The sequence below is a fragment of the Rhizobium sp. L1K21 genome (assembly GCF_024055895.1).
Taxonomy (GTDB): Bacteria; Pseudomonadota; Alphaproteobacteria; order Rhizobiales; family Rhizobiaceae; genus Ensifer_A.
The window spans coordinates 103,101-124,015 of sequence record NZ_JAMXLE010000009.1; the positions used below are offsets into that span (position 1 = coordinate 103,101).

At 57.0% G+C, this 20,915-nt stretch carries 19 protein-coding genes; 6 read left to right on the forward strand and 13 right to left on the reverse strand.

The genetic code is table 11. From position 1 onward, the window contains the following. Position 1: 1 nt before the first annotated feature. The 4 genes from NHF56_RS19920 to NHF56_RS19935 form a co-directional block, all read right to left on the reverse strand. Positions 2 to 2,110: an acetate--CoA ligase family protein gene (locus NHF56_RS19920; protein ID WP_252807876.1), complete on the reverse strand. Its 2,109-nt coding sequence runs from the start codon at positions 2,108 to 2,110 to the stop codon at positions 2 to 4. Further along, a complete protein-coding gene (locus NHF56_RS19925) occupies positions 2,107 to 3,138 on the reverse strand; it encodes a TAXI family TRAP transporter solute-binding subunit (RefSeq protein WP_252807878.1) in 1,032 nt (343 codons plus the stop codon). Before NHF56_RS19925 ends, NHF56_RS19920 begins: the two co-directional genes overlap by 4 nt. A gap of 36 nt (positions 3,139 to 3,174) precedes the next feature. Beyond that, positions 3,175 to 4,344, reverse strand: coding sequence for a DUF1254 domain-containing protein (locus NHF56_RS19930; protein WP_306431203.1), 1,170 nt, complete (start codon positions 4,342 to 4,344; stop codon positions 3,175 to 3,177). 107 nt (positions 4,345 to 4,451) lie between these two features. Continuing rightward, on the reverse strand, positions 4,452 to 6,344 hold the full coding sequence (locus tag NHF56_RS19935; protein WP_252807882.1) for a TRAP transporter fused permease subunit: 1,893 nt from the start codon (positions 6,342 to 6,344) through the stop codon (positions 4,452 to 4,454). A gap of 298 nt (positions 6,345 to 6,642) precedes the next feature. On the opposite strand from NHF56_RS19935, the gene NHF56_RS19940 reads away from it, so the two are divergent. Then, complete coding sequence (locus tag NHF56_RS19940; RefSeq protein WP_252807883.1) at positions 6,643 to 7,884, forward strand: alkyl sulfatase dimerization domain-containing protein; 1,242 nt, start codon at positions 6,643 to 6,645, stop codon at positions 7,882 to 7,884. Positions 7,885 to 8,190: 306 nt separating this feature from the next. Here the strand turns inward: NHF56_RS19940 and hpaI are convergent, their stop codons facing one another. From hpaI to NHF56_RS19985, 9 genes are all read right to left on the reverse strand, one after another. Further along, entirely contained in the window at positions 8,191 to 8,997 is an 807-nt protein-coding gene (gene hpaI / locus NHF56_RS19945) for a 4-hydroxy-2-oxoheptanedioate aldolase (RefSeq protein WP_252807885.1), read from the reverse strand. Between the two features lie 10 nt (positions 8,998 to 9,007). Next, positions 9,008 to 9,814 carry a 2-oxo-hept-4-ene-1,7-dioate hydratase gene (gene hpaH / locus NHF56_RS19950; RefSeq protein WP_252807887.1) on the reverse strand — a complete coding sequence of 269 codons (807 nt, stop codon included), beginning with the start codon at positions 9,812 to 9,814 and terminating at the stop codon, positions 9,008 to 9,010. Further along, complete coding sequence (locus NHF56_RS19955; RefSeq protein WP_252807890.1) at positions 9,814 to 10,683, reverse strand: fumarylacetoacetate hydrolase family protein; 870 nt, start codon at positions 10,681 to 10,683, stop codon at positions 9,814 to 9,816. The genes hpaH and NHF56_RS19955 overlap by 1 nt, the downstream gene beginning before the upstream one ends. Positions 10,684 to 10,700: 17 nt before the next feature. Next, complete coding sequence (gene gabD / locus NHF56_RS19960; RefSeq protein WP_252807892.1) at positions 10,701 to 12,155, reverse strand: NADP-dependent succinate-semialdehyde dehydrogenase; 1,455 nt, start codon at positions 12,153 to 12,155, stop codon at positions 10,701 to 10,703. 63 nt (positions 12,156 to 12,218) lie between these two features. After that, positions 12,219 to 12,704, reverse strand: coding sequence for an ester cyclase (locus NHF56_RS19965; protein ID WP_252807894.1), 486 nt, complete (start codon positions 12,702 to 12,704; stop codon positions 12,219 to 12,221). 35 nt (positions 12,705 to 12,739) lie between these two features. Further along, complete coding sequence (gene hpaD, locus NHF56_RS19970) at positions 12,740 to 13,720, reverse strand: 3,4-dihydroxyphenylacetate 2,3-dioxygenase (protein WP_252807895.1); 981 nt, start codon at positions 13,718 to 13,720, stop codon at positions 12,740 to 12,742. Between the two features lie 62 nt (positions 13,721 to 13,782). After that, positions 13,783 to 14,637: a 3,4-dihydroxyphenylacetate 2,3-dioxygenase gene (gene hpaD, locus NHF56_RS19975; protein ID WP_252807898.1), complete on the reverse strand. Its 855-nt coding sequence runs from the start codon at positions 14,635 to 14,637 to the stop codon at positions 13,783 to 13,785. Between the two features lie 84 nt (positions 14,638 to 14,721). Next, positions 14,722 to 16,236, reverse strand: a complete 1,515-nt coding sequence (hpaE, locus tag NHF56_RS19980) for a 5-carboxymethyl-2-hydroxymuconate semialdehyde dehydrogenase (RefSeq protein WP_252807900.1) — start codon at positions 16,234 to 16,236, stop codon at positions 14,722 to 14,724. Between the two features lie 62 nt (positions 16,237 to 16,298). Then, the gene (locus NHF56_RS19985; RefSeq protein WP_252807902.1) at positions 16,299 to 16,688 is read right to left on the reverse strand and encodes a 5-carboxymethyl-2-hydroxymuconate Delta-isomerase; all 390 of its coding nucleotides are present in this window, start codon (positions 16,686 to 16,688) and stop codon (positions 16,299 to 16,301) included. Positions 16,689 to 16,808: 120 nt separating this feature from the next. Here NHF56_RS19985 and hpaR point away from each other — a divergent pair, with 120 nt between their 5' ends. From hpaR to NHF56_RS20010, 5 genes are all read left to right on the forward strand, one after another. Then, positions 16,809 to 17,273, forward strand: coding sequence for a homoprotocatechuate degradation operon regulator HpaR (hpaR, locus tag NHF56_RS19990; protein WP_252807904.1), 465 nt, complete (start codon positions 16,809 to 16,811; stop codon positions 17,271 to 17,273). Positions 17,274 to 17,297: 24 nt separating this feature from the next. Continuing rightward, positions 17,298 to 17,669, forward strand: coding sequence for a hypothetical protein (locus tag NHF56_RS19995; RefSeq protein WP_252807906.1), 372 nt, complete (start codon positions 17,298 to 17,300; stop codon positions 17,667 to 17,669). A 214-nt stretch (positions 17,670 to 17,883) separates the two neighbouring features. After that, positions 17,884 to 18,846 (forward strand): ABC transporter substrate-binding protein, encoded by a 963-nt coding sequence (locus tag NHF56_RS20000; protein WP_252807908.1) that lies wholly within the window; start codon positions 17,884 to 17,886, stop codon positions 18,844 to 18,846. Continuing rightward, a complete protein-coding gene (locus NHF56_RS20005; RefSeq protein WP_252807909.1) occupies positions 18,846 to 19,880 on the forward strand; it encodes an iron ABC transporter permease in 1,035 nt (344 codons plus the stop codon). The genes NHF56_RS20000 and NHF56_RS20005 overlap by 1 nt, the downstream gene beginning before the upstream one ends. Continuing rightward, positions 19,877 to 20,911: an iron ABC transporter permease gene (locus NHF56_RS20010; RefSeq protein ID WP_252807912.1), complete on the forward strand. Its 1,035-nt coding sequence runs from the start codon at positions 19,877 to 19,879 to the stop codon at positions 20,909 to 20,911. Before NHF56_RS20005 ends, NHF56_RS20010 begins: the two co-directional genes overlap by 4 nt. Positions 20,912 to 20,915: the final 4 nt, after the last annotated feature.

The following is a 20,915-nucleotide window of genomic DNA, read 5'->3' on the forward strand; positions in this document are numbered from 1 at the left end:
TTCACAGCCCAACCAGCAACGCATCGACGATGATTGCCCCTTCCCCCTGCGCTCCAACAATCACTGGGTTTAGGTCAAGGGTCTCAATCCCATCCGCATTGGCGGCAGCAAAGCGGGAAACCTGTGCAATCAGCCGGGCAAGAGCAGGCAAATCGGCAGGTTGCGCCCCGCGCGGCTCAGTCAATAGTCGCAGCGCCCGAATTTCGCCAATCATGCGCAACGCTTCATCTTCGCTTACGGGTGCTGCGCGGAACGTCACATCACGCAGCGCTTCGACATGAACACCACCCATCCCGAACATGACGACGGGGCCGAAAGCTGAATCGTGCTGCACGCCGATGACAACTTCCGCCACCCCGCACGTCATCGGCGCGACCAGGAGGCCGTCGATCTGTGCATTTGGGGCATAGGCTTTTACAGACCCCAATATAGCTTCGGCAGCCTTGCGAACATTCTCAGCCCCGGCAAGGTTGAGCCGAACACCGCCTGCTTCGGTCTTGTGCAAGATATCCGGGGAAACCACCTTGACGGCAACGGGGCCACCAAGTGCCTCCGCCGCAAGAACTGCTTCTTCTGACGTAGCCGCAACAGTATATGGCGTCACCGGCAGGCCAGCATCGCCCAGCAGTTTCAACGCCTCAGGCTCCGTTGTGCTTTGCGGTATTGCAAGAGCAATACCATCCACATCTGCGCCTGTTTCACGATCAAGGGATGCAGCGAATGCAGCCAAAGCCGCAACCGCGCGAACCGCCCGGTTCGGATCTTCAAAGACCGGTATTCCAGCAGCCTCGAGCTGTGCGCGGATCTCAGGTCGAGCGACCGTAACGGCATATTGTGCAATTTCCGGAACCTCTTCGCGCACGGCGGACAGATCGGCAACCACTTCAGGCCCCATCGTCGGCGATAAACCCGACAATGCGACAAAGCTGATAATCGTGTCGACCGTGCCATCCTTCGCCATCAGTCCCAGCGCCGTGCGGAAGGCACCTTCGATGTTGACCACCTGGCCAGTAATGTCGAGCGGATTGCGGGTTCCTGCAAAGGGAACAAGTTGCAAGACCGCATCCTGTGTGCTGCGCGTGAGTTCGGGTACTTCAAGCCCATTGGCGGCGGCTTCGTCTGCCATCATCACACCGGCACCACCCGAAACGGTATAAAGCCCAGCCCGATTGCCGCGCGGCACACCTGCAATTGCCGCCGCATAAGCAATATCGAAAACATGTTCGATACTGTCGCCACGTATGACGCCATATTGGCGGAACACGCCATCAAAAATGGCGTCTTCGCCTGCGAGAGCCGCCGTGTGCGATGCCGCTGCCTGTGCCCCAACAGCAGATCGGCCCACTTTTGCCATCACCAGCGGTTTACCAGCCAGTCGGCAGGCTTCAAAGGCTGCCAGCAACCGCGCACCATCGCGGGCGCCCTCCATATAACCGACGATCACTTCGGTTTCGGGGTCGCTTGCCAACCATTCGACACATTCCGCAAAGCCAAGATCGGCTTCATTGCCGGTGGTGATCCAATGGCTGATCCCGATGCCGCGCAGCCTTGCAAGGGTGAGAGCATAAGCACCAAAAGCGCCCGATTGCGATACGATTCCGACCCCGCCCTTTTTGGGCTTGCCCAGGTGCACGACCGGGCTGAACGTTGCATAAACATCTTCAGCGATGGTCATGAAACCGAGGCAGTTCGGCCCGAGCAACCGCACACCCGCTTCTGCAGCGCGTGCCGCCAAACGCGCCTGCATTACGGCCCCTTTTTCTCCGGTCTCGGCAAAGTCTGACGAAAAGATCACCAAAGCTGGAACACCAGCAGCAATGGCATCTTCGAGCGCGGCTTCGACCATGGCTGCGGGAACGGCGACAATGGCCAGGTCAATGGGTCCAGGAGCGGCTACGAGCGACGGATAGGCTTTCAGCCCCTGGACTTCCGACGCATTGGGATTGATCGGCAAAACCTGGCCGGCAAATCCCTTGGTCTTGAGATAGTCTACCGGCAAGCCGCCAATCTTGGTGGGCGAAGCCGAAGCGCCAACCACCGCGACCGTCCTTGGCCGGAACATCCGGTTAAGCGCCTCACGTCCTGCCATTGCCGTTCTGCAATCCATCATTTTGCCTCCGGCGGCACGAGCGCTTCAGGTATGTCCACCCCGGCTTCGCGATAGTAGCGCAATGCGCCCGCATGCAGCGGATCGTTCATATTTTCAAATGCGGTTTGCAGAGTGATGGCTTTCATCCAGTCTGCGGCGTTGTAAAAGTCGTTGATATTCTCAAACATGGCCTTCGTCATCTCATAGACGATATCCGCCTCGAGGTCCTTACGAACGCCAATGCCGATGTAGCTGCCCACCGCCAACACATCTTCCTCATTGACTTGATTGTCGCCGTATATGTCCGGAGGAATCCTGCTGATCGTTCGGCCAGGCAACGAAATCATGGACTTCAGCGGATCAACCTTGAAGGCCTCTTCAGGAATTGAAATCAGGCGAATTTTGTCCAGAAGAGCAAATTGCCGAATGGCGGCAGAAGGCAGTTCAGTCGGCATGATGGCAAGATCGATCTGCCGATCCTGAAATGCCTGATTGCCCGAACTCCAGTCGAGCTTGGCCAATTCATAGTCCACGTCGGGCTTGTAGCCGGTAACACTCTCTATGATCGCCAGGCCAACTGTGGTTGCAGCACCACCGGGTGGGCCTGCAAAAACACGCTTGCCCTTGATATCCTCCAGCGTGGCAATGCCGGATTCGGCAAATGTTATAATATGATACGGCCCCAGTGGAAAGTTCACCATGCCCCGCAGATCACTCGCCAGCTCCTTTGCGTTGGCAATATCCTTGAACATGGAGCTGCCTGTCCGCATGAAATAGCTGACCGCTGGCGATGAAATGTAAAGGTCAACATTACCACGCACCACGTCCAACGCTGAGCGGGTAGAGGCCATGCCCGCGGTGACATTCATCCGCACCGGCAATTCACGCTGGACAACCGTCTGCAGCGTCGTTGTGAAGGCAAAGGCCGAAGAACCCGGACTGGCCGTGTGAACTCTCAGATTTGTGGTTTCCTGCGCTGAAGCCGGCAAAACGGCCGCGGCCGAGGTTGCAAGTGCAAGGGTGATAGCGTCGCGTCGCGTGAGCATCATGGTGTTTGTCTCCCAGTGAGGTGTGATCTTTTTGATTTATTGCTGATAGGGTTCGGGGTGTGGCACGGCGACATGCTTTTCCAGCAGTTCCGTCCTCGGCAGATAGGCTCTGAGAAAAAGATGGAAGGGACCGGGCGGTGCGGGGAGCCAGTTCGCCTCGCGTTCGGGGCCGGGATTATCTGCGCTTATCCAGATATCCAGGGACCCGTCTGCATTGCGCTTCAGCCCTGGTGTACGGTCGCCGATCGAAAACCGATCAAGTTCGTTGCGCACGAAGAAAAACTCACCGTCAGGCGTCGGCTCGTACATTGAAAGCGACCAGAACGCGTCGCAGGGCAATTCGCCACCGGGCGGAAAACGCATGCGCCACAAACGCCGTCCGTCAAGCGGCTGATCTCTCTCGCCACCTGTGCGCAGATAGCTGGCCTCTTCGAGCGGCAGAGCACCCAGCCCGCCGACGGCCACCACGGCACGCATAAAATAATCTTGCCCGTAAACACCTAGATTGCGCCTCGGCCAGACCCAGCCGCGCCCACCCTTGGCCATGGAGGTCTGAATACGCGCCAGCCGCTCGGCTGCAAGCCGGACGCCCGATGCAATGGCCTCGGCCTCCTCAGCCGTGAAAGCTGTCGGATCGAAGGTCTGATCAGGTCCGATCCCAAGCGGCGCGATCCGGCGCAACAGATTGAGGTCGGTCAGCGGCGGGCGATTGATGCGGATCAGCCGGTTCGCCTCGGCAAAAAATGCGTCCCACGGCGCGTCGCGCAAAATCCAGTCGCCTTCCACATTGTCATGCTCAGGCGCTTCCAGCTCGATTGCATCCTGCACGGCATGGGCAGCCTCAAGGTCCTCAGGGCCATCGACCAATATGCGCGCAAGTGCAAAGACCATATTTGTCGGCGCGCGCACCACTTCGCCCGTTAACCCCTCTGTCGAAGATTCAGGCCCGACAAGGGTAAATTCCACGGGTTCGGTTCCCGTCGTACGGGTGCCAGGCACGCAGAAATTGTTGGTGTAGTAGTCAAGCATCATTAACGAAAAATAGCGCTCGCCGGGTCCGGGAATTCGGATCCGCGCCGGGCCGCGGCGCAGATCGAGCCAAAAGTCGGAATAAAGCGTATCGTTGTTAGGTGTCGTGATCTGGCGGCTTTTATGGCTCAATAACTTCCGAGTGTGACGCACCTTGTGCATGCCGCCGAATGACATTCTCCGGCGCCGAAAGGTTTCAAGGATCACCAGCGGCAAAGCATAAATATACGCATCCTGTGCAAGCGTGTTGAAGTCCTGGATGTCAGATTGAAAAAGGGGACGGTTCAAAGCATTTCTCCACTCAGGGTGGCCGACCGCCGCCGCAAGATGAGGACGGTCAGCAAGACGACAAGGGCAAGACCGGCAAGGTCAAGACCGGTGTTTCTAAAAAGCAGCAGAAGTGCTGCAAACAGATGCAGTCCGCGCCAGACCGGCCCAACCGGCCCACCAAAGCCATAGCCGGCAAAACCAACACCAAGCGTCCAGACAAGCGCGATGAGTCTCAAAAGGCCAATGGCGAAATCTGTCGGTTCGAACCCGACCACCAGCAACAGGGACGGATTGTAGACAAAGACGAAAGGCACGATGAAACCCACAAGCGTGAGCCGCATCGAAACCAGCGCGATCTTCATGGGATTTGCCCCGGCGATTGGGGCGGCGGCAAAAGCGGCGAGCGCTACTGGCGGCGTGATTGCCGAAAGAACGGCAAAATAAAGCACGAACATGTGGGCTGCGAGCCTTGGCACGCCGAGCGACTGCAAAGCCGGCCCCATGACAAGCACGATGATTAGATAGGCAGGTAATGTGGGCATGCCCATGCCCAGCACCAGGCAGGCCAGCCCTGTCAAAATCAGGCTCAACAAGAGATTGTCAGACCCAAGTGCGCTGACAGTCTGTGCAAAACTGAGGCCCACGCCCGTCAGGTTGAACCCGGCCACAACAATGCCGATTGCGCCGACGGCAACCATGATCTTCGCACCTGAAAGCCCGCCATGCGCGAGTGCTGCCAGCAGAATTTGCGGCCGTTTGCGCAACTGCGGGTTCAGGGCAAGACCGAGCGCGATGGCCGATATCGTGGCCCAGAAACCGGCCATTGCCGGGGAACGTCCCATCATCATCACTCCGATCACCACGGCAACCGGGATGGCAAACATCAAGGAATGGATCGCGTCTTCGCGGGTGAGGCGCGGAAGCGTCTTGGGATTTTCAGGGCGCATGCCCAGTCTCTGCGCTTCAAGATAGACGGACACAAAAAGCGACAGGATATAGATGGCGGCCGGCACGATTGCTGCGGCACATACCAGCAGATAGTTTGTGCTGGTGAGCTGTGCCAGCATGAAGGCAACCGCCCCCATCACCGGCGGAATAAACTGGCCTGCAGTGGAGGCGGCTGCTTCCACCGCACCTGCAAACTCAGGACTGAAGCCCTTCTTTTTCATCATCGGAATGGTGAATGTGCCGGTACCGGCCACATTGGCCGTCACAGAGCCGGACATCGAACCGAACAGCGCTGAGGCAACCGTGGCCGCATGAGCGGACCCGCCCGGCACGCGACCGGTCAGACGAACGGCAATCTTGATGAGAGCGGGACCGGCCCCGGTTGCCTCGAGAACAACGCCGAAAATAATGTAAATATAGAGAAGCTCGATCACCACCGAGGCGGGCAACCCGAACACGCCCTGAAAACCATACCACATGCCTTCGGTCAGCTGTGCCAGGGTGAAGCCCGCATGCTGAAGCACACCCGGCAGAGACTGTCCCCACAAGCAATAGGCAAGCATCAGCCCGGCAACGGCAGCGAGACCCAGACCAAATTCGCGCCGTGTCAGTTCAAGAGTCGCCAGCATCGCAAAAAGCGCCACCCATTGATCAAACACCGGGAGATCCATCAGCATATTGGCAAAATTTGCCTGTCCGGTAACAAACCGTTCGATACCCATGGCAATGGCACCAATCAGGACGGCATCCGCCATCCAGGCCGCCGCCGCCGGAAAGCCACTGAGCTTCATGCGTGAGGCAAGCGGATTGGCAAGCACGACAGCGAGCGCACACAGGCCGAATACCAGCGTGCGATGCAGACCCGGATCATACATTCCCACATAAGACGTCCAAATCGCCTGAACCGCCAGCGCAAGTCCAAGCGCAATTGCGGTGCGGTTCGCCCATATCTCAACCATGTTTCCTCCCGAAGCGGCACGTGATGCCCTCTTCTCCCACGTTAAATCCGCCATAGAAATTAATGGATGTCAATCATATTTTCAGACAGGCAGATAGGATTTACTGGCTCGCCCTCGAGGAAGGATTGCTTTTTCTTTGTCGAAAATCATCTGTTTTTGGCAAAAATAGGCATATTTTCGCTTATTTCTGTCAATTTGGAAGGCCACGCCATTTTTTTGAGAAAGACAAACTCTCAAGCCGCCTTGCGATTTTTTAACCCGTATGCATTAATAGAAGAATATCGGAGAGGAGTCCCCAATGACAGAAGATGAGGATGCACCAGCCGTGCGGGTTCTCAGCGGCGCGGAAGGCATACGTGAACTCGGCTCATATGCCCTGATTTTGCCGGCACAAGGCAATGCTCTGGCGGTTCGCACCGACAGCGGAGTCGTGCTCGTCGATTCCGGTCCTGGCGGTGGTGTAACAGCGCGCATGATTGCCGCGCTGAGAGCCTGGAGCGACGCACCGGTGCGGGCAATTTGCTATTCGCATGGTCACGCCGGTTACAATGACGGGGTTCGGGACTGGCTTACCCATGCAGTCGGGCGCGGCGATCCGGCGCCGCTGCTGATCGCCCAGGCCAATCTTCCCCGGCGCTATGCCCGTTATCGCGAGACGGAAGGTCTGCAGCGGCATTTGAACAGGATTCAGTTTCCTCAGTTCCCTCAGTGGCGGCCATCAGAGGTTCTGGTCGATCCAAATCTGACGTTCGAAAGCGTTCTGGAACTTGAGGGCAATCCGGCAATCACCCTATTTGCCGCGCCCTCCGAAACCGACGATGCACTCGCACTCTGGATTCCCAGCGAGGGGCTTCTTTACGCCGGTGCCGCTTTTCCGGGCACCACTATCGCCAATGTCGGAACGCCGCTCAGAACACAACGGTTTTCAATACGCTGGGCCGAAACGCTGGAGCGTTTGGCAGCCCTTGAAGCGCAAACGCTTGTCACGGAATTCGGCCGTGTGGTGGAGGGGAAAGATCATGTGCGCGAGCGATTGGTCACCACAGCAGAGGCACTGCGCTGGTTAAGGTGTGAAGTGGTCAAGCGAATGAACGAAGGAATGACCGAAGCGGAAATTCTGCATGATATCGTGCCTCCACCCGAGCTCTTTGACAAACCATGGATGAGCGAGCGTTATGGCGCTGTGGACTATATCGTGCGCGATCTATGGCGGGAAGAAAACGGATGGTGGGACCGCAACCCCACCTCATTGCATCCGGCTCATCCCGACGACGCCGCCGAAGCCATTCTCTCGGCGCTGACAGATCATACAGCCGTGCTCGCCCGGGCGAAAGAACTGGCCGCGGCTGGCAAGACACAACTGGCGCTCCATGTGATCGACTTGCTGGCGCTGGCACCGGGAGACAGCCCCAACATTGTGGAGGCGCGCCTGTTCAAAGCCGAGTTGTGTCAACGCCGCGCGGGAGAGGTACGCCCATACGTCTCCAAAGCGCTCTATGGCTCATCGGCGACCTTGTTTCAGGACGGTCGCCGCCGATAGTCCGATGCTTTGGAAAAGAGTGTGGGATTCCGTTCAACTGGAGACCGACGATGAGAAGGTACTGTCGCAAACTTTCAGACTTTATCGAGCAGGACCATCGTTTCATCAAGAGGCTAACGCGACCGATGAAGGGCTTAAAATACCTCTTAACGACCGGGCTTATCACAAAGTCTTATTGTTTACGCCGCCTTGAGATTTCGATGTGCCTGCTGCTTTCATTGCCGGGTAGAAGGTCTCAACGATGAGACCGCCCCATCGGCCTTTTGTCAACAGCAATCAAAGCTACTCAACCGCGCCCGAACGAAATCAATAAACCTTGGCCTTTGAGCCGTCCTTCGCCGCATCTGTATTGTTGAAGTCATCCAGAAGTTTCCTGGTCGCATTAGCAAAGAGCGTCACGTCGTTGCCAATGCCGACGAAGGTCGCGCCGAGTTCCACATAGCGTCTGGCAAGGCCAAGGTCGCCGATCAGGATGCCAGCTGCCTTACCATGTCCCTGAATGCGCTTCAGTGCATCTTCCACAGCCGCCTGCACCTCGGGATGACCAGGTTTTCCAAGATGGCCCATATCTGCGGCAAGATCGGCCGGACCGATAAAGACACCATCGACGCCTTCGGTCGATGCGATCGCGTCAAGAGCGGCAAGCCCCACCCGGCTTTCGATTTGCAGCAGAAGGCAAACCTCGTCATTGGCGGTCTGCAGATAATCGGGAATGGAATTGTAGCGGGATGCGCGTGCAAGGGCCGCACCCACGCCCCTGACGCCTTCAGGCGGATAACGCATCGCCTTAACCATGGCCTGCGCCATTTCAGCGCTCTCCACCATGGGGATCAGCAGCGTCTGGGCACCGATGTCAAGAAGCTGTTTGACGATCCAGGTCTCGCCGATCGGCGGCCGGATGATGGGATGAGAGTGAGACCCATTCATGGCCCTGAGCTGCGAGATCAGGAGCGGCAGATCATTGGGGGCGTGTTCTGCGTCGAGCAGCAGCCAGTCGTAACCGACATTGGCCGAAATTTCCACGGTTGCCGGGCTGGTGAGCGCCTGCCAGAAACCAATCTGCGCACGGCCCTCTTTCAGCGCTTTCTTGAAGGTATTTTTCGGCGCGGGCATGGGCGTTTCCTTATTCGAAATAGAGGCTGACCGAGCCATAAGGCCCGAAGTCACCGACGATTGTATCTCCGTGGCGGGCCTCGATCGGACGGATGAATGACCCGGCGAGCACGATTTGACCGGCCTCGATCCCCTCATCTCCATATTGCGCCAGCCGGTTGGCAAGCCAGGCAATACCACGCGCCGGCTGATTGAGCACACCCGCTCCGAGACCAGTTTCCTCAACCTCGGCATTGCGCGAAACAATGGCGCCCATCCAGCGCATATCGATATCGTCTGGACGCACAGCACGCCCGCCGGTGACGATGCCCGCATTGGCGGCATTGTCGGAGATGGTATCGAAGACCGTGCGGGTCTTCTTCGTCTCCGGGTCGATGCGCAGGATGCGCGTGTCGAGAATTTCCAGCGCCGGTGTCACGTAATCGGTGGCGTTCAGCACGTCGAACACCGTGACATTGGGGCCTCTGAGCGGCGTTTTCATCACGAAAGCGATCTCGGCCTCGATGCGAGGCTGAATGAAACGGTCCTTCGGTACCGTGGCCCCGTCCTCAAACACCATATCGTCAAACAACACGCCGGAATCGGGGATGTTGATATTCAGCGCATATTGCATCGCCTTGGAGGTCAGGCCGATCTTCCAGCCGATGACTTTGCGGCCATCAGCAATCTTCTTGTTCACCCATGCGCCCTGGATGGCATAGGCATCGTCCATGTCGATGCCGGGATATTTCAGAGATAAGAGACCTGTCTGCACCCGCGTCCGTTCGGCTTCATCGAGCATGAGCGCGGCTGCCTGAATATCCTTTTTGTCCGGCATCAAAGCACCTCGTCGGCGATCGTGTTACTCAGAATGCCGATACCATCGGCCTCGACTTCGACAACATCACCCGGCTTCAGCCAGATTGGCGGATCAAAGCGCGCACCGGCGCCGGTCGGTGTGCCGCACACGATGATATCGCCCGGCACAAGCGTTGCGAAGGTTGAAACGTAATTGATGATCTTGCGGAAGGAGAAGATCATGCGACTGGTGCGATCCGACTGGCGGACCTCACCGTTAACGCGGGTTTCCAGCTTGATGTCGGCGAGCTGGTTTTCGTCCTTATAGGGTATGATCCAGGGACCGATGGAGCCTGTGCGGTCGAAATTCTTGCCCTGCGTCACATTGAACTTGGCATGACGAACCCAGTCACGGATCGTGCCTTCGTTGCAGAGCGAGAGGGCAGCAATGTGATCCAGCGCTTCGGATTCAGGAATGCGGCGGCCACCCTTCCCGATGACTATAGCGATTTCGCCTTCATAATCCAGCTGCGGGCTTTCCGGCGGACGGATCAGCGGCTGATTATGACCGGTGAAAGAACGCGGGAAACGGATGAACAGCGATGGGTTCGGGGGGGCCGCCTGTCCGTCCTTGTATTCCTCGTTGCGGTCGGGAAAGTTTACACCGACGCAGATGATCTTTTCCGGATGTGGCAGCGGAATTTCGAACTTGATTTCCGAGACCGGAAAATCCGCCTTTTGCCCTTCGAATTCTTTGGCAAGCTTCTCCAGCGCACCGTCTACGACCACTTCGAGAAGTGTCGGCCAGTTCGGGTAACGCGCCGAAATATCAATCACGCCATCCTCCATGAGCAGGCCGTAGCCGTGGCGGCTGCCATTGGAAAAGCTGATAAATTTGGGATGAACCATGATCGTTTCCTCTATTCTCAGGCAATGCCGCCAAGGCAGACATATTTGATTTCCATGAATTCCTCGATGCCATATTTCGAACCTTCGCGGCCAAGGCCGGAAAGCTTGACGCCGCCAAAGGGCGCTTCGGCGGTGGAGATCAAACCGGTATTCACACCAACCATGCCGTATTCCAGTGCCTCGGCGACACGAAATACACGAGAAAGGTCATTGGCGTAAAAATAAGAGGCCAGACCGAATTCGGTGTCGTTGGCCTGCGTAATTACATCGGCCTCGTCGGTGAAACGGAAAAGCGGGGCCAGAGGACCAAAGGTCTCTTCCCTCGCCACAGCCATATCAGGGGTGACGTCGGCAATCACCGTTGCCTCGAAAAATGTGCCCCCCAGCGCATGACGATTACCGCCGCGAACGATCTTGCCGCCTTTGGACACCGCGTCGGAAATATGTTCCTCGACCTTTTCCAGAGCGGCAACATCGATCAATGGTCCAAGGATCACGCCCTCGTCAAAACCATTGCCGGTCTTCAGATTGCCAACGGCAGCAGCCAACTTTGCCGCGAAAGCCCCATAGACGCCGTCCTGAACATAAAGGCGGTTGGCACAAACGCAGGTCTGACCGTTATTGCGGAATTTGGCGATCAGTGCGCCCTCGACAGCTGCGTCGAGATCGGCATCGTCAAACACTATGAAGGGTGCATTGCCGCCAAGCTCAAGACCGAGCTTTTTCACCGTCGGCGCACATTGCTTGTAGAGTTCCGAGCCGATTTCGGTCGAGCCTGTGAAAGTCAGCTTGCGCACGATCGGGTTTGATGTCATTTCGCCGCCGATTTCACGCGCCGAGCCAGTGATCACCGAAAAGAGGCCGGAAGGAAGGCCCGCGCGCTCACCTAGAATGGCAAGGGCAATTGCCGAGAAGGGCGTCTGTGAGGCTGGTTTCAGGACCATGGCGCAACCGGCTGCAAGTGCCGGCCCGGCCTTGCGGGTGATCATCGCATTGGGAAAATTCCAAGGCGTGATGGCCGCAACGACACCAATAGGCTGTTTCATTACGAGGATGCGCTTGTCCACCTGGTGGCCCGGAATGATGTCGCCGTAAACGCGGCGGGCTTCTTCGGCAAACCATTCAATGAAGCTTGCGCCATAGGCAATTTCGCCCTTGGCCTCGGCCAATGGCTTGCCCTGTTCGAGGGTCAAAATAGCGCCCAGATCATCCTGGTTCACCATCATCAGCTCAAACCATTTGCGCAGGATCTGCGACCGCTCTTTGGCTGTGCGCTTGGCCCATGCCTTTTGTGCGACCTCGGCGGCTTCGATTGCCGTACGGGCTTCTTCAGCACCGAGATTGGGCACGATACCGATGAGATCGCCGGTGGCAGGGTTGGTTACCTTGATCGCGGTCGCCAGTTCGGCTTCTACCCATTGGCCTCCAATGAGGGCCGCTTCGCGAAAAAGGGAAGGGTCTTTCAGTTTCATTTCAGGCTTCCGGCAAATCTCAATTTTCAGAATGGGCGGTCGATCAGCCGCCGCCCGATTTTGTTACTTACCGACTGTCGGATCCGGATCTTCCGAATACCAATGTTCTGCCAGTTTGCCGTTTTCGCAACGGAAGATGTCATAGTAGTGGAAATCGAAAGCCTTGCCTTTGTCAGGACCGGCATCCCAGTGACCGGTATCGTGAGCGCGCAATGCGGCGAACATCTCGTCGCCCACAATGCTGACAATCTCGGTTTTGTAGTCCGACTGGGCTTCCGGGAAATCCTTACCCGGGCCTGTCGGTGGCGTCGCAAACACGCCACGCCACGTGTCTACCCATTCGGAAATGGGCGGCTGTGGCGGAGCAACGTGCTGGATGTAGTTCGGCGAGAGATAATCCATCGCCACATCAGCATTGCGTTTATCAAAGACGTTGATCCAGAAGGCACGTGTCAACGCGACGCAGGACGCTTCATCAGCGGCCTGAGCTACGGCAAACGAATTCAGAAGTGCGGCGAATGCAGCACCCAAAGAAAGATATTTTTTCACGCTAGTCCTCACGGTTTCAAGTTGAAGCAGCTTTATCAAGGCGCGATGATCGGCTGCGCCTTGAGATCGGATTCGCGTGCCGGCGTGCCTGCAAAGAGGCTGCCATGCTCAAACCATGAACGCGGTGCAGGCGCGCCCCAAAGCGTCTGGCGCTGCGGGTCCTTGAGATCCCACTTGATTGGTTCCAGATCCGGGTCGACGGTCTGGTAATCCGAGCAGTAGATTTCGATGCGATGACCATCCGGATCCAGGATATAAAGGAAAAAGGCGTTGGAAATGCCATGACGGCCCGGTCCACGCTCGATATTTGCCACCCAACCCGTCGTCGACATCAGGTCGAGAAGGTCGATGATGTTGAGCGGGGTCGGAACCCAGAACGCGGTGTGGTGCAGGCGCGGACCGGTGCCATTGGTAAAGGCGATATCGTGAACGCCACCCTTGCGGTGCGTCCATGCTGCCCAGAGGCGGCCGGTTTCCTCATCTGCTGTGTATTCCGTCACGCGGAAGCCGATCTCATTATAGAAAGCAACCGATTCATCGACATTCGGTGAGAAGCAGTTGAAGTGGTCGATGCGCAGCGGCTTTACGCCCCGGTAGAGCGCATATTGCTGATGAATCGGCGGCAGGCGATCCATCTTGGAATAAAATTCCAGCGGCGTACCATGCGGGTCGCACGTGCGGAAGGTGCGCGCCTGATAGGGACGCTCGACCCACTCCACACCGAGACCCTTCCCGTCGAAGAAATGTGCGGCCTTGTCGAGGTCTTCTTCAGAGTAGACCTTGAAGCCCAGATCGCGGGCTTCTGACACTTCGGATTTGCGCAAGACAATGCAGTGGTGACCACGTTCTTCCATGGCGCGCAGATAAATAGCATCGGATGTTTCATCCGTTACCTGCAGTCCGAGTGTATCAACATAGAAGGCACGGGATCTGGCAAGATCCTTTACGCCAAACTCGACATGGCTCAAACGAACAATATTGAATGGCGGATATAGGTTGGGAGCTGGCAGGGGCATTTTCTTTCCAATTCGGTTATTTTGGCGAGAGCCCATATCCCTCGCCATTTTCATTTTCCGTTTTATTGAACAGGGAAAATCACGTTGGTCTGCCCGGTGCCGGACGAGGGGAAATATTCGGTGACGACTTCGCACTTCTGGCGATAGTTGTCCCAGCCAAGCGCCCCGTAGAGCATCGCAGTATCATGCATGGAGCCTTCACCGCAGCAAAAGCTGGCATATTCCGGCAGCATCTTCAGGAAGGTTGCGTGGTCGCCATTCTTCCACATTTCCAGCACGTGCAGGTCCATCTGACGGTTGAATTCCGAGCTGATCGTGAAAGTGCCGTTGTTGGCTGCATAGTCCTTGTTCGGCCAGATCTTGTGCGAAAGCGAGCCGGACGCAACGAGGAGAACCTTGCTGTCGCTCGCCTCAACCGCCTTGCGGATCGCCTCGCCGATCACCCGGCTTTCGTCATGGCTGTGCACCGTGCACCATGCGGCGACAGACACGACCTTCATGTTGTGCTCGCGGCTCATGAAGCGCATGGGCACCAATGTGCCGTACTCCATTTCGAGGCTGTCGAGATGATGAGCGAGCGTATAAACGCCCATATCCGATGCAGTCTTTGCGATTGCATCACCGAGCTGAGGATTACCTACGTATTCGTATTCCATGTCCCTGATAAACTGGGGAAACTCATTCGAAGTGAAAAGACCTTTAAAATGGTCATTCGCGTTGATGTGAAAGCCGGCATTGATCACCCAATGGGTGTCGCAGATTACCACGGTATCGGCACCGAGCGCTTTGGCGCGGCGAGCGATCTCGAGATGACCATCGATAGCGGCCTGGCGCTTGCCTTTGACAGGCCCGTCCTGCTCCGACATCAACATGGTCGGCACATGCGTGCATTTTGCAGCTAGAACAATCTCACCCATAGTCTTCCTCCTTGGGGCCTCCATCATGGTGCAGGTCACGGACTGTCCTGCACCCTTGCCGGTAAATCGTGTTCGATGCGACGCTCAGCCACCAAGTTTGAGAATGTGATGAGCGCTTGTCGCGAACGCGACGTTCTTCGTTTCCATGTAGAAATCGAATGACCAGTCACCGCCGTCGCGGCCGATGCCAGAATTCTTCACCCCACCGAACGGTGTCGGTAGATGACGTACATTTTCGGAATTAACCCAGATCATCCCAGCTTCAAGATGCTCGGTGAAGCGGAACGAGCGGGTGACATCCGACGTCCACAGATAGCCGGTCAGGCCGTATTGAACGTCGTTTGCAAGGGCCAGAGCCTCATCTTCATCCTTGAACGGAATTGCCGTCAGCACAGGGCCGAAGATTTCTTCCTGGGCAATGCGCATCTTGTTGTTTGCGCCGGTGAAGAGGGTCGGCGAAACGTAGCAGCCGCCGCCGGGACCATCGAACTTCGCGCCACCTGCGGCAATTGTTGCACCTTCGGATTGGCCAATGCCGATATATTCCAGAACCTTTTTCTCATGAACCGGATGAACCAGCGGACCGACGACCGTTTCGGGATCGAGCGGATGGCCAACCTTGATGCGCTTGGCGCGCTCGGCCACCATGGCGGTGAACTTGTCATAGATCGTTTCTTCGACCAGAAGCCGCGATGAGGAGGTGCAACGCTCGCCATTCAGCGAATAGATCATGAAGACGGCAGCGTCAGCAGCGCGCTCCAGATCGGCATCGGCAAAGACGATGCAGGGATTCTTGCCGCCAAGCTCGAAGTGAACCCGCTTCAGCGTGTCGGCGCCCTGCTTCATGATCATCGAACCGGTGCGGCTTTCGCCAACAAAGCCTATGGCCTTGATCAACGGGTGCTCGGTCAGCGCGCGGCCAGCATCCTCGCCCATGCCATTGACGAGGTTCCAAACCCCCTTCGGCAAACCGGCATCCTCGGCGATTTCAACCAGCAAACGCGCCGTCAACGGCGAAAATTCGGCCGGCTTGTGAACAATCGTGCAGCCAGCCGCCAGCGCAGGCGCAATCTTCCAGGTTGACAGCATGAAGGGCGTGTTCCACGGCGTGATCACGCCGACAGGGCCAATTGGCCCACGCGACGTTATGTTAACCTGACCCGGCGCGCGGATGGCCTTGCCATCGCGAGCTTCCGGCGCGCGGTCAGCAAAGAAACGGAAATTTTCAGCGCCGCGAAGGGCGGCTTTGGCCATGAACTTCAGCGACTGTCCCGTGTCCATGCATTCAACGAAGGCAATTTCCTCGGCGCGTGCGACAATCGCGTCAGCAACCTTGTGGAGGATCTTCTTGCGCTCTTCACCGGGCATTGCCGCCCATGCCGGAAACGCGGACTTGGCTGCCTTCGCAGCCCGGTCGATATCCTCGCCCTTGCCGCGCGCGATGGTCGCAAGCGTCTTGAGGTCGACCGGAGAAATCGTCTCGAATGTAGAACCATCAGCAGCAGGCACGTCTTCACCGCCAATACGGTTCATGACGACGCCTTCGAATTGCTTCAGATAGGCCTTGGCCTTTTCGATATTCTCTGCGAGTTTTGACATGTCATTCTCCTTGAGCGGGCGCGGCGGCATCAAGCCCGCATATTCAGTTTCTGATCGTTTCGTTATTTCTGCCCGCGTATTCGCGGATGAATGGCATTCATTTTCCAGCTGAGCGCCGGATCGATCTCGCGGACCTCCAGCGAAAGCATGAAATGCGGCGTTTCGAACAACTTGGCCAAATGCGTGCGGACTGCGGCAAAAATTGCCTCACCCGCCTGTTTTTTCTCTGCGGCGCTACGCCCGTGACCAATGCGGAAGGACATGTCGATGAACGCATTTTCCGGCAGAAGATCGGCAATTGCGTAGGCTTCGGAGCGGAGAGCCCGCACCCGCACAGCACCCAATTCAAACAGGCCAGTCGATAAAATCGATTCCTGCACTACCCTTGCCAGAACCTGAAAATCGACCAAGCCGTCGAGATTAGCCGAATATTCCATACTGAGATGAGGCATCCTCCCCCTCCTCTGTGCCTTTATTTAACATGTTAAATTGTTATTGGTTGATGTCAAGGAGAATATCTGGGATTTTTGAGATGCATTGCATTCGCCGAATACATGACGCATAGAGCAAGCATGAATGAGAACGCGAAAAAGGCCGGCATGGCGCCTGACGCACTGCTGCCACGCAACACAAAGCGGTCGTTACCTATTGCGCTCTTGCGGGCGCGGGAAGCTGTGATGGAAAGCTTCCGCCCTATGCTCGCCGCGCATGACGTGACTGAGCAGCAATGGCGCGTGATCCGAATTCTCGGAGAGCAAGGTGTCATTGACGCATCTGAAATGGCCGACAGGGCCTTCATTCTGGCTCCAAGCCTCACCCGTATTATCCGTACTCTGGAAGAGCGTGGCTTGATCCATAAGCGGAAGGACCATAAGGACGGCCGCCGTGTTCTTCTCGAGATCACGCCCGCAGGCATTGACATCATCTATAAGGTGATGCCGGAAAGCCGTGTTATCTACGAGCGGCTGGAACAACGGTATGGGCATGACAAACTCGAGTTGTTGCTCGACATGCTTAATGAGCTGGCAAACGGCTGAACAAAGAGCTCCGCGGCAGCAGGATTGCCAGGCACCCGGCCTTTCCTGGGTCAGGAAAACGACCCCGCCGTATTGGCCATGGCCGCCACGCTTCTATGGTTTGCCATTGCGCATCAGTATTTCAAAGGCTCGCAAAATATTTGCGTTGGCCTGCTATGCGGGCTTGGCAACACCAAGGCGGGTTTCACAAACACGCTGGTTGGCTATTGGATGATTGGCATACCCGCGATGGCCTTATGTGCCTACGTGCTCAACTGGCAAAGCTATGGCGTCTGGTTTGGTCTATGCCTTGGCTTCGGCGCAACCAGCCTGCTTTTGTGGCGGCGGTTTATTACCGAGCTGCATTCAAGTCGGACTGTTCACGATCAAGCCGCCGTTTCGCGTATAGCATCATAACAGCCAGCAGGTGCCGGTTTGCACCCAATGAACCCGGCTCCTGAAACAGATATTCCTCCTTTGTGAAAAACCTTCTTGAAATTATCAAGTTTAATTGATAGGCATCCGACACCTATATTGAGTTGTCTACTCCACTTTTCCTAATGGATGAGGGGCAGAGGCCAACACCAATGTTTTGATACCGTTTCAGCAAGCACTTGAGGAGATTTCGATCATGAACCGCCGCCAATTTCTGATGCGCGCCCTTGCCGGAACCGCGCTTGCAATCACCCCACTTTCAGCATTTGCCGCCAACGTGGTGACTGTGGAAGATGACCGAGGCGTGAGCGTCGATGTCCCCGCCAAGCCTCAGCGCATTGCCAGCATTTCCTATTTTGCAACCGACGTTGCGCTTGCCTTGGGCCTGAAGCCCGTTGCGACCACCTATATGGTCGCCGACCGCCACCCGGATTTCCTTCTCGGCCTGACGGCGGATATGACCCAGCTTGGCCAGCGCGCGAAGCCAAATCTGGAACTGCTTTCCGAAGCCAAGCCGGACCTGATCGTAGCCATGCGCCGCTACACCGAAGCCAATGCTGATCAACTCAACGCCATTGCACCATACCTTGCCTACAACATGGAGCTTTTGGAAAAGAGCTATGAGGATGTGGCCGAACTTTCCAAAATCCTCGGACAACCAGAGCGCGGCGTAGAACTGAACGAAGCCTTCAAGGCGCAGCTTGCGAAATATGTTGAAGAGGCCCCGAAAGGCTCCCATCCCCGCTTTGTTGTGATGTGGGGTGGCGAAGTGCCGTTTGCGTTCCATACTGAAAACACAACAGCCTCTATCGTGGCAGCCCTTGGCGGCGAAAACATCGCGGGCACCATGCAGACCAACGGCAAGTTCGGCATGGAACTGAGCCTGGAGGCCATGCTGGAAAAAGACCCGGAAGTGATCTTCGTTTACGATTATGGGCCGGATCGCCCGCATGAAAGCAACCCGATCTGGAGCCAGCTATCTGCCGTGAAGAATGGCCGCGTTCACTATGTGGGCGACCAATGGGTTGAAGCCAACGGACCCATTGGCCGCGAGATCGTGCTGCGTGAAGCTGCTCACTATCTCTTCCCGAAAACATTCCCGGAAGTCGATGTGCGGGCTGAAGCGGCCAAGATCATTCCAGCCACCCTTCAAAACTAATGAGTGGCAGGGCAAACGCCTTGCCGGGAAGCCGCGCACGGTCGCTGACAATGACCGTCATAGCCATTGTCGTTGCCGTGCTGGTGATCCTCTTTGGGCTGCAAGCGGGTTCTAAACCGCTTGCAGCCGCAGACGTTTTTGCTGCGCTCATCGCGCCCGACGGTAAGTTCAATTCCATTCTCGTTTGGGTCTTGCGCCTACCCCGCAGCATCATCGCCTATTGTGCAGGCGCGGGCCTCGCGATATCCGGCTATCTTCTGCAAAGCCTCACGCGCAACCCGCTCGCAGGTCCGGGACTTACGGGCGTTACCTCCGGTGCGGTTGTTCCAATCGTCTTCTCACTCGTTTATCTGCCCTGGCTCTCCACCCTGTATTATCCGCTGATCGGCCTCACAGGCGGGCTGAGTGCAGTGGCCGTCACCTTTTGGGTTGCTGGTGGTGGTTCTGCACGTCCGCTGCATCTGGCACTAGGCGGCATCACCGTTTCCCTTTTCCTCGGCGCCATCACCACCGCCATTTTACTGGTCAGTGGTCCGCAGGCTGCAACGCTGACCTTCTGGCTATCTGGCGGCTTTCAGGGTCGCTCATGGGCGCATCTTTACAGCATGTTGCCATGGGTGATGATTGGCTCTGTAGCGGCCATGATCTGTCAGCGCGCAATTGGACTTCTCTCGCTCAGCGATGAGGCGGCTGCAGGCATGGGCCTGCGCATTTCGCTTTGGCGTCCTGTCCTAGTATTTATAGCGGCACTCCCCGTTGCAGGCATCGCACCTGTGGCTGGACCTGTTGCTTTTGTCGGCATGGCTGCCCCGCATATTGCGCGACTTTTGAAGCCCTATGGTCCGGGCTGGGCGCTTGCTCTTTCCGCCGCCATTGGAGGCTTGATGACGGCTGCCTCAGACATCGTATCACGCAGCATAGCCGCACCTCAGGAATTGCCCGTTGGCATGATCACTGCACTCATCGGTGGCCCCGTCTTCATCTATCTTGTGCAGCGACCCGGCTTTTCTGCAGGTCAAAGGCAGGGCGCATGACAACGGCTCAAAACCTCCGCCTCACCGTTTCACCATGGTTTTGGATTGTCTCGCTTTCGCTGGCGATGCTTTCCGTGGCGCTTTCCATTTTCCTTGGCGTCGTCGATATTCCCCCACAACAGGTGATTGACGCCTTGCTGGGCAATGGAGCGGCGTCCGCCCATTCGATCATCATTGATATTCGCCTACCCCGCATTGCAACAGGCGTGCTGGCTGGCATTCACTTCGCCGTTGCGGGGCTGCTTTTGCAATCCATTACCCGCAACCCACTTGCCGATCCGTCCATCATGGGCATTTTGCAAGGGGCGACCCTCACCGTCACACTCTTCCTCCTGTTCACTGTTTATCTGCAAAATTCAGGGTCGCACGCCCTTCCAGCCCTCCCGCTGGAATGGTTGCCCTTCATCGGAATGCTGGGCGGTTTGGCCGCCGGCGGCGTCATTTACGCGCTGGCTTTCATGCGCAACATCGGCCCGCTGCGCATCACGCTCTGCGGCATTGCCGTGGGGGCAGTACTTCACGCGCTGGCCATCGGTCTTATCGCCGGTTGGGGTTCGGCCCGCATTGAAGTGCTGCTGGAATGGCTGTCAGGCAGCCTTTATGCGCGTAACTGGCAACACGCCCTGTTTCTGCTGCCCTTCACCATTGTAGGGCTCGTCGCCCTGCCATTCATTCGCAGGCCGCTTGAGCTTCTGCGTTTTGATGAAGCCGTGTCCCAGTCATTCGGCCTGTCCTACCGCCGCCAGTTTTCCTTTGCATTGTTCCTCTCATGCCTGCTGGCGGCAAGTGCGGTTGGGGTCGTCGGGCCAATTGTTTTTGTCGGCCTGATCGTGCCGCATCTGGCACGCTTTTTCTGCCGGGGCGCAACTGCGCTCGTGCTTCCCATGACCATCACGCTCGGCGCTGTCATTGTCACACTGGGCGATCTTGCCGGGCGGCTGTTCGGCCAGGCGGAAGAAATTCCGATTGGTGTCGTCACCGCCATTTGCGGCGCGCCCCTTCTCATCCTTCTTTTACGCAAAATCCCGTGAGACT

What these genes read in the sequence shown, in the direction of transcription:
- NHF56_RS20000 (WP_252807908.1), top strand. Translation starts at nt 17,884, where the DNA reads ATGAACCGCCGCCAATTTCTGATGCGCGCCCTTGCCGGAACCGCGCTT.
- gabD (WP_252807892.1), bottom strand. Translation starts at nt 12,155, where the DNA reads ATGAAACTGAAAGACCCTTCCCTTTTTCGCGAAGCGGCCCTCATTGGA.
- NHF56_RS19920 (WP_252807876.1), bottom strand. Translation starts at nt 2,110, where the DNA reads ATGATGGATTGCAGAACGGCAATGGCAGGACGTGAGGCGCTTAACCGG.
- NHF56_RS19930 (WP_306431203.1), bottom strand. Translation starts at nt 4,344, where the DNA reads ATGTCATTCGGCGGCATGCACAAGGTGCGTCACACTCGGAAGTTATTG.
- NHF56_RS19985 (WP_252807902.1), bottom strand. Translation starts at nt 16,688, where the DNA reads ATGCCTCATCTCAGTATGGAATATTCGGCTAATCTCGACGGCTTGGTC.
- NHF56_RS19935 (WP_252807882.1), bottom strand. Translation starts at nt 6,344, where the DNA reads ATGGTTGAGATATGGGCGAACCGCACCGCAATTGCGCTTGGACTTGCG.
- NHF56_RS19940 (WP_252807883.1), top strand. Translation starts at nt 6,643, where the DNA reads ATGACAGAAGATGAGGATGCACCAGCCGTGCGGGTTCTCAGCGGCGCG.
- hpaE (WP_252807900.1), bottom strand. Translation starts at nt 16,236, where the DNA reads ATGTCAAAACTCGCAGAGAATATCGAAAAGGCCAAGGCCTATCTGAAG.
- hpaD (WP_252807898.1), bottom strand. Translation starts at nt 14,637, where the DNA reads ATGGGTGAGATTGTTCTAGCTGCAAAATGCACGCATGTGCCGACCATG.
- NHF56_RS20010 (WP_252807912.1), top strand. Translation starts at nt 19,877, where the DNA reads ATGACAACGGCTCAAAACCTCCGCCTCACCGTTTCACCATGGTTTTGG.
- NHF56_RS19925 (WP_252807878.1), bottom strand. Translation starts at nt 3,138, where the DNA reads ATGATGCTCACGCGACGCGACGCTATCACCCTTGCACTTGCAACCTCG.
- hpaI (WP_252807885.1), bottom strand. Translation starts at nt 8,997, where the DNA reads ATGCCCGCGCCGAAAAATACCTTCAAGAAAGCGCTGAAAGAGGGCCGT.
- NHF56_RS19955 (WP_252807890.1), bottom strand. Translation starts at nt 10,683, where the DNA reads ATGGTTCATCCCAAATTTATCAGCTTTTCCAATGGCAGCCGCCACGGC.
- hpaH (WP_252807887.1), bottom strand. Translation starts at nt 9,814, where the DNA reads ATGCCGGACAAAAAGGATATTCAGGCAGCCGCGCTCATGCTCGATGAA.
- hpaD (WP_252807895.1), bottom strand. Translation starts at nt 13,720, where the DNA reads ATGCCCCTGCCAGCTCCCAACCTATATCCGCCATTCAATATTGTTCGT.
- hpaR (WP_252807904.1), top strand. Translation starts at nt 16,809, where the DNA reads ATGAATGAGAACGCGAAAAAGGCCGGCATGGCGCCTGACGCACTGCTG.
- NHF56_RS20005 (WP_252807909.1), top strand. Translation starts at nt 18,846, where the DNA reads ATGAGTGGCAGGGCAAACGCCTTGCCGGGAAGCCGCGCACGGTCGCTG.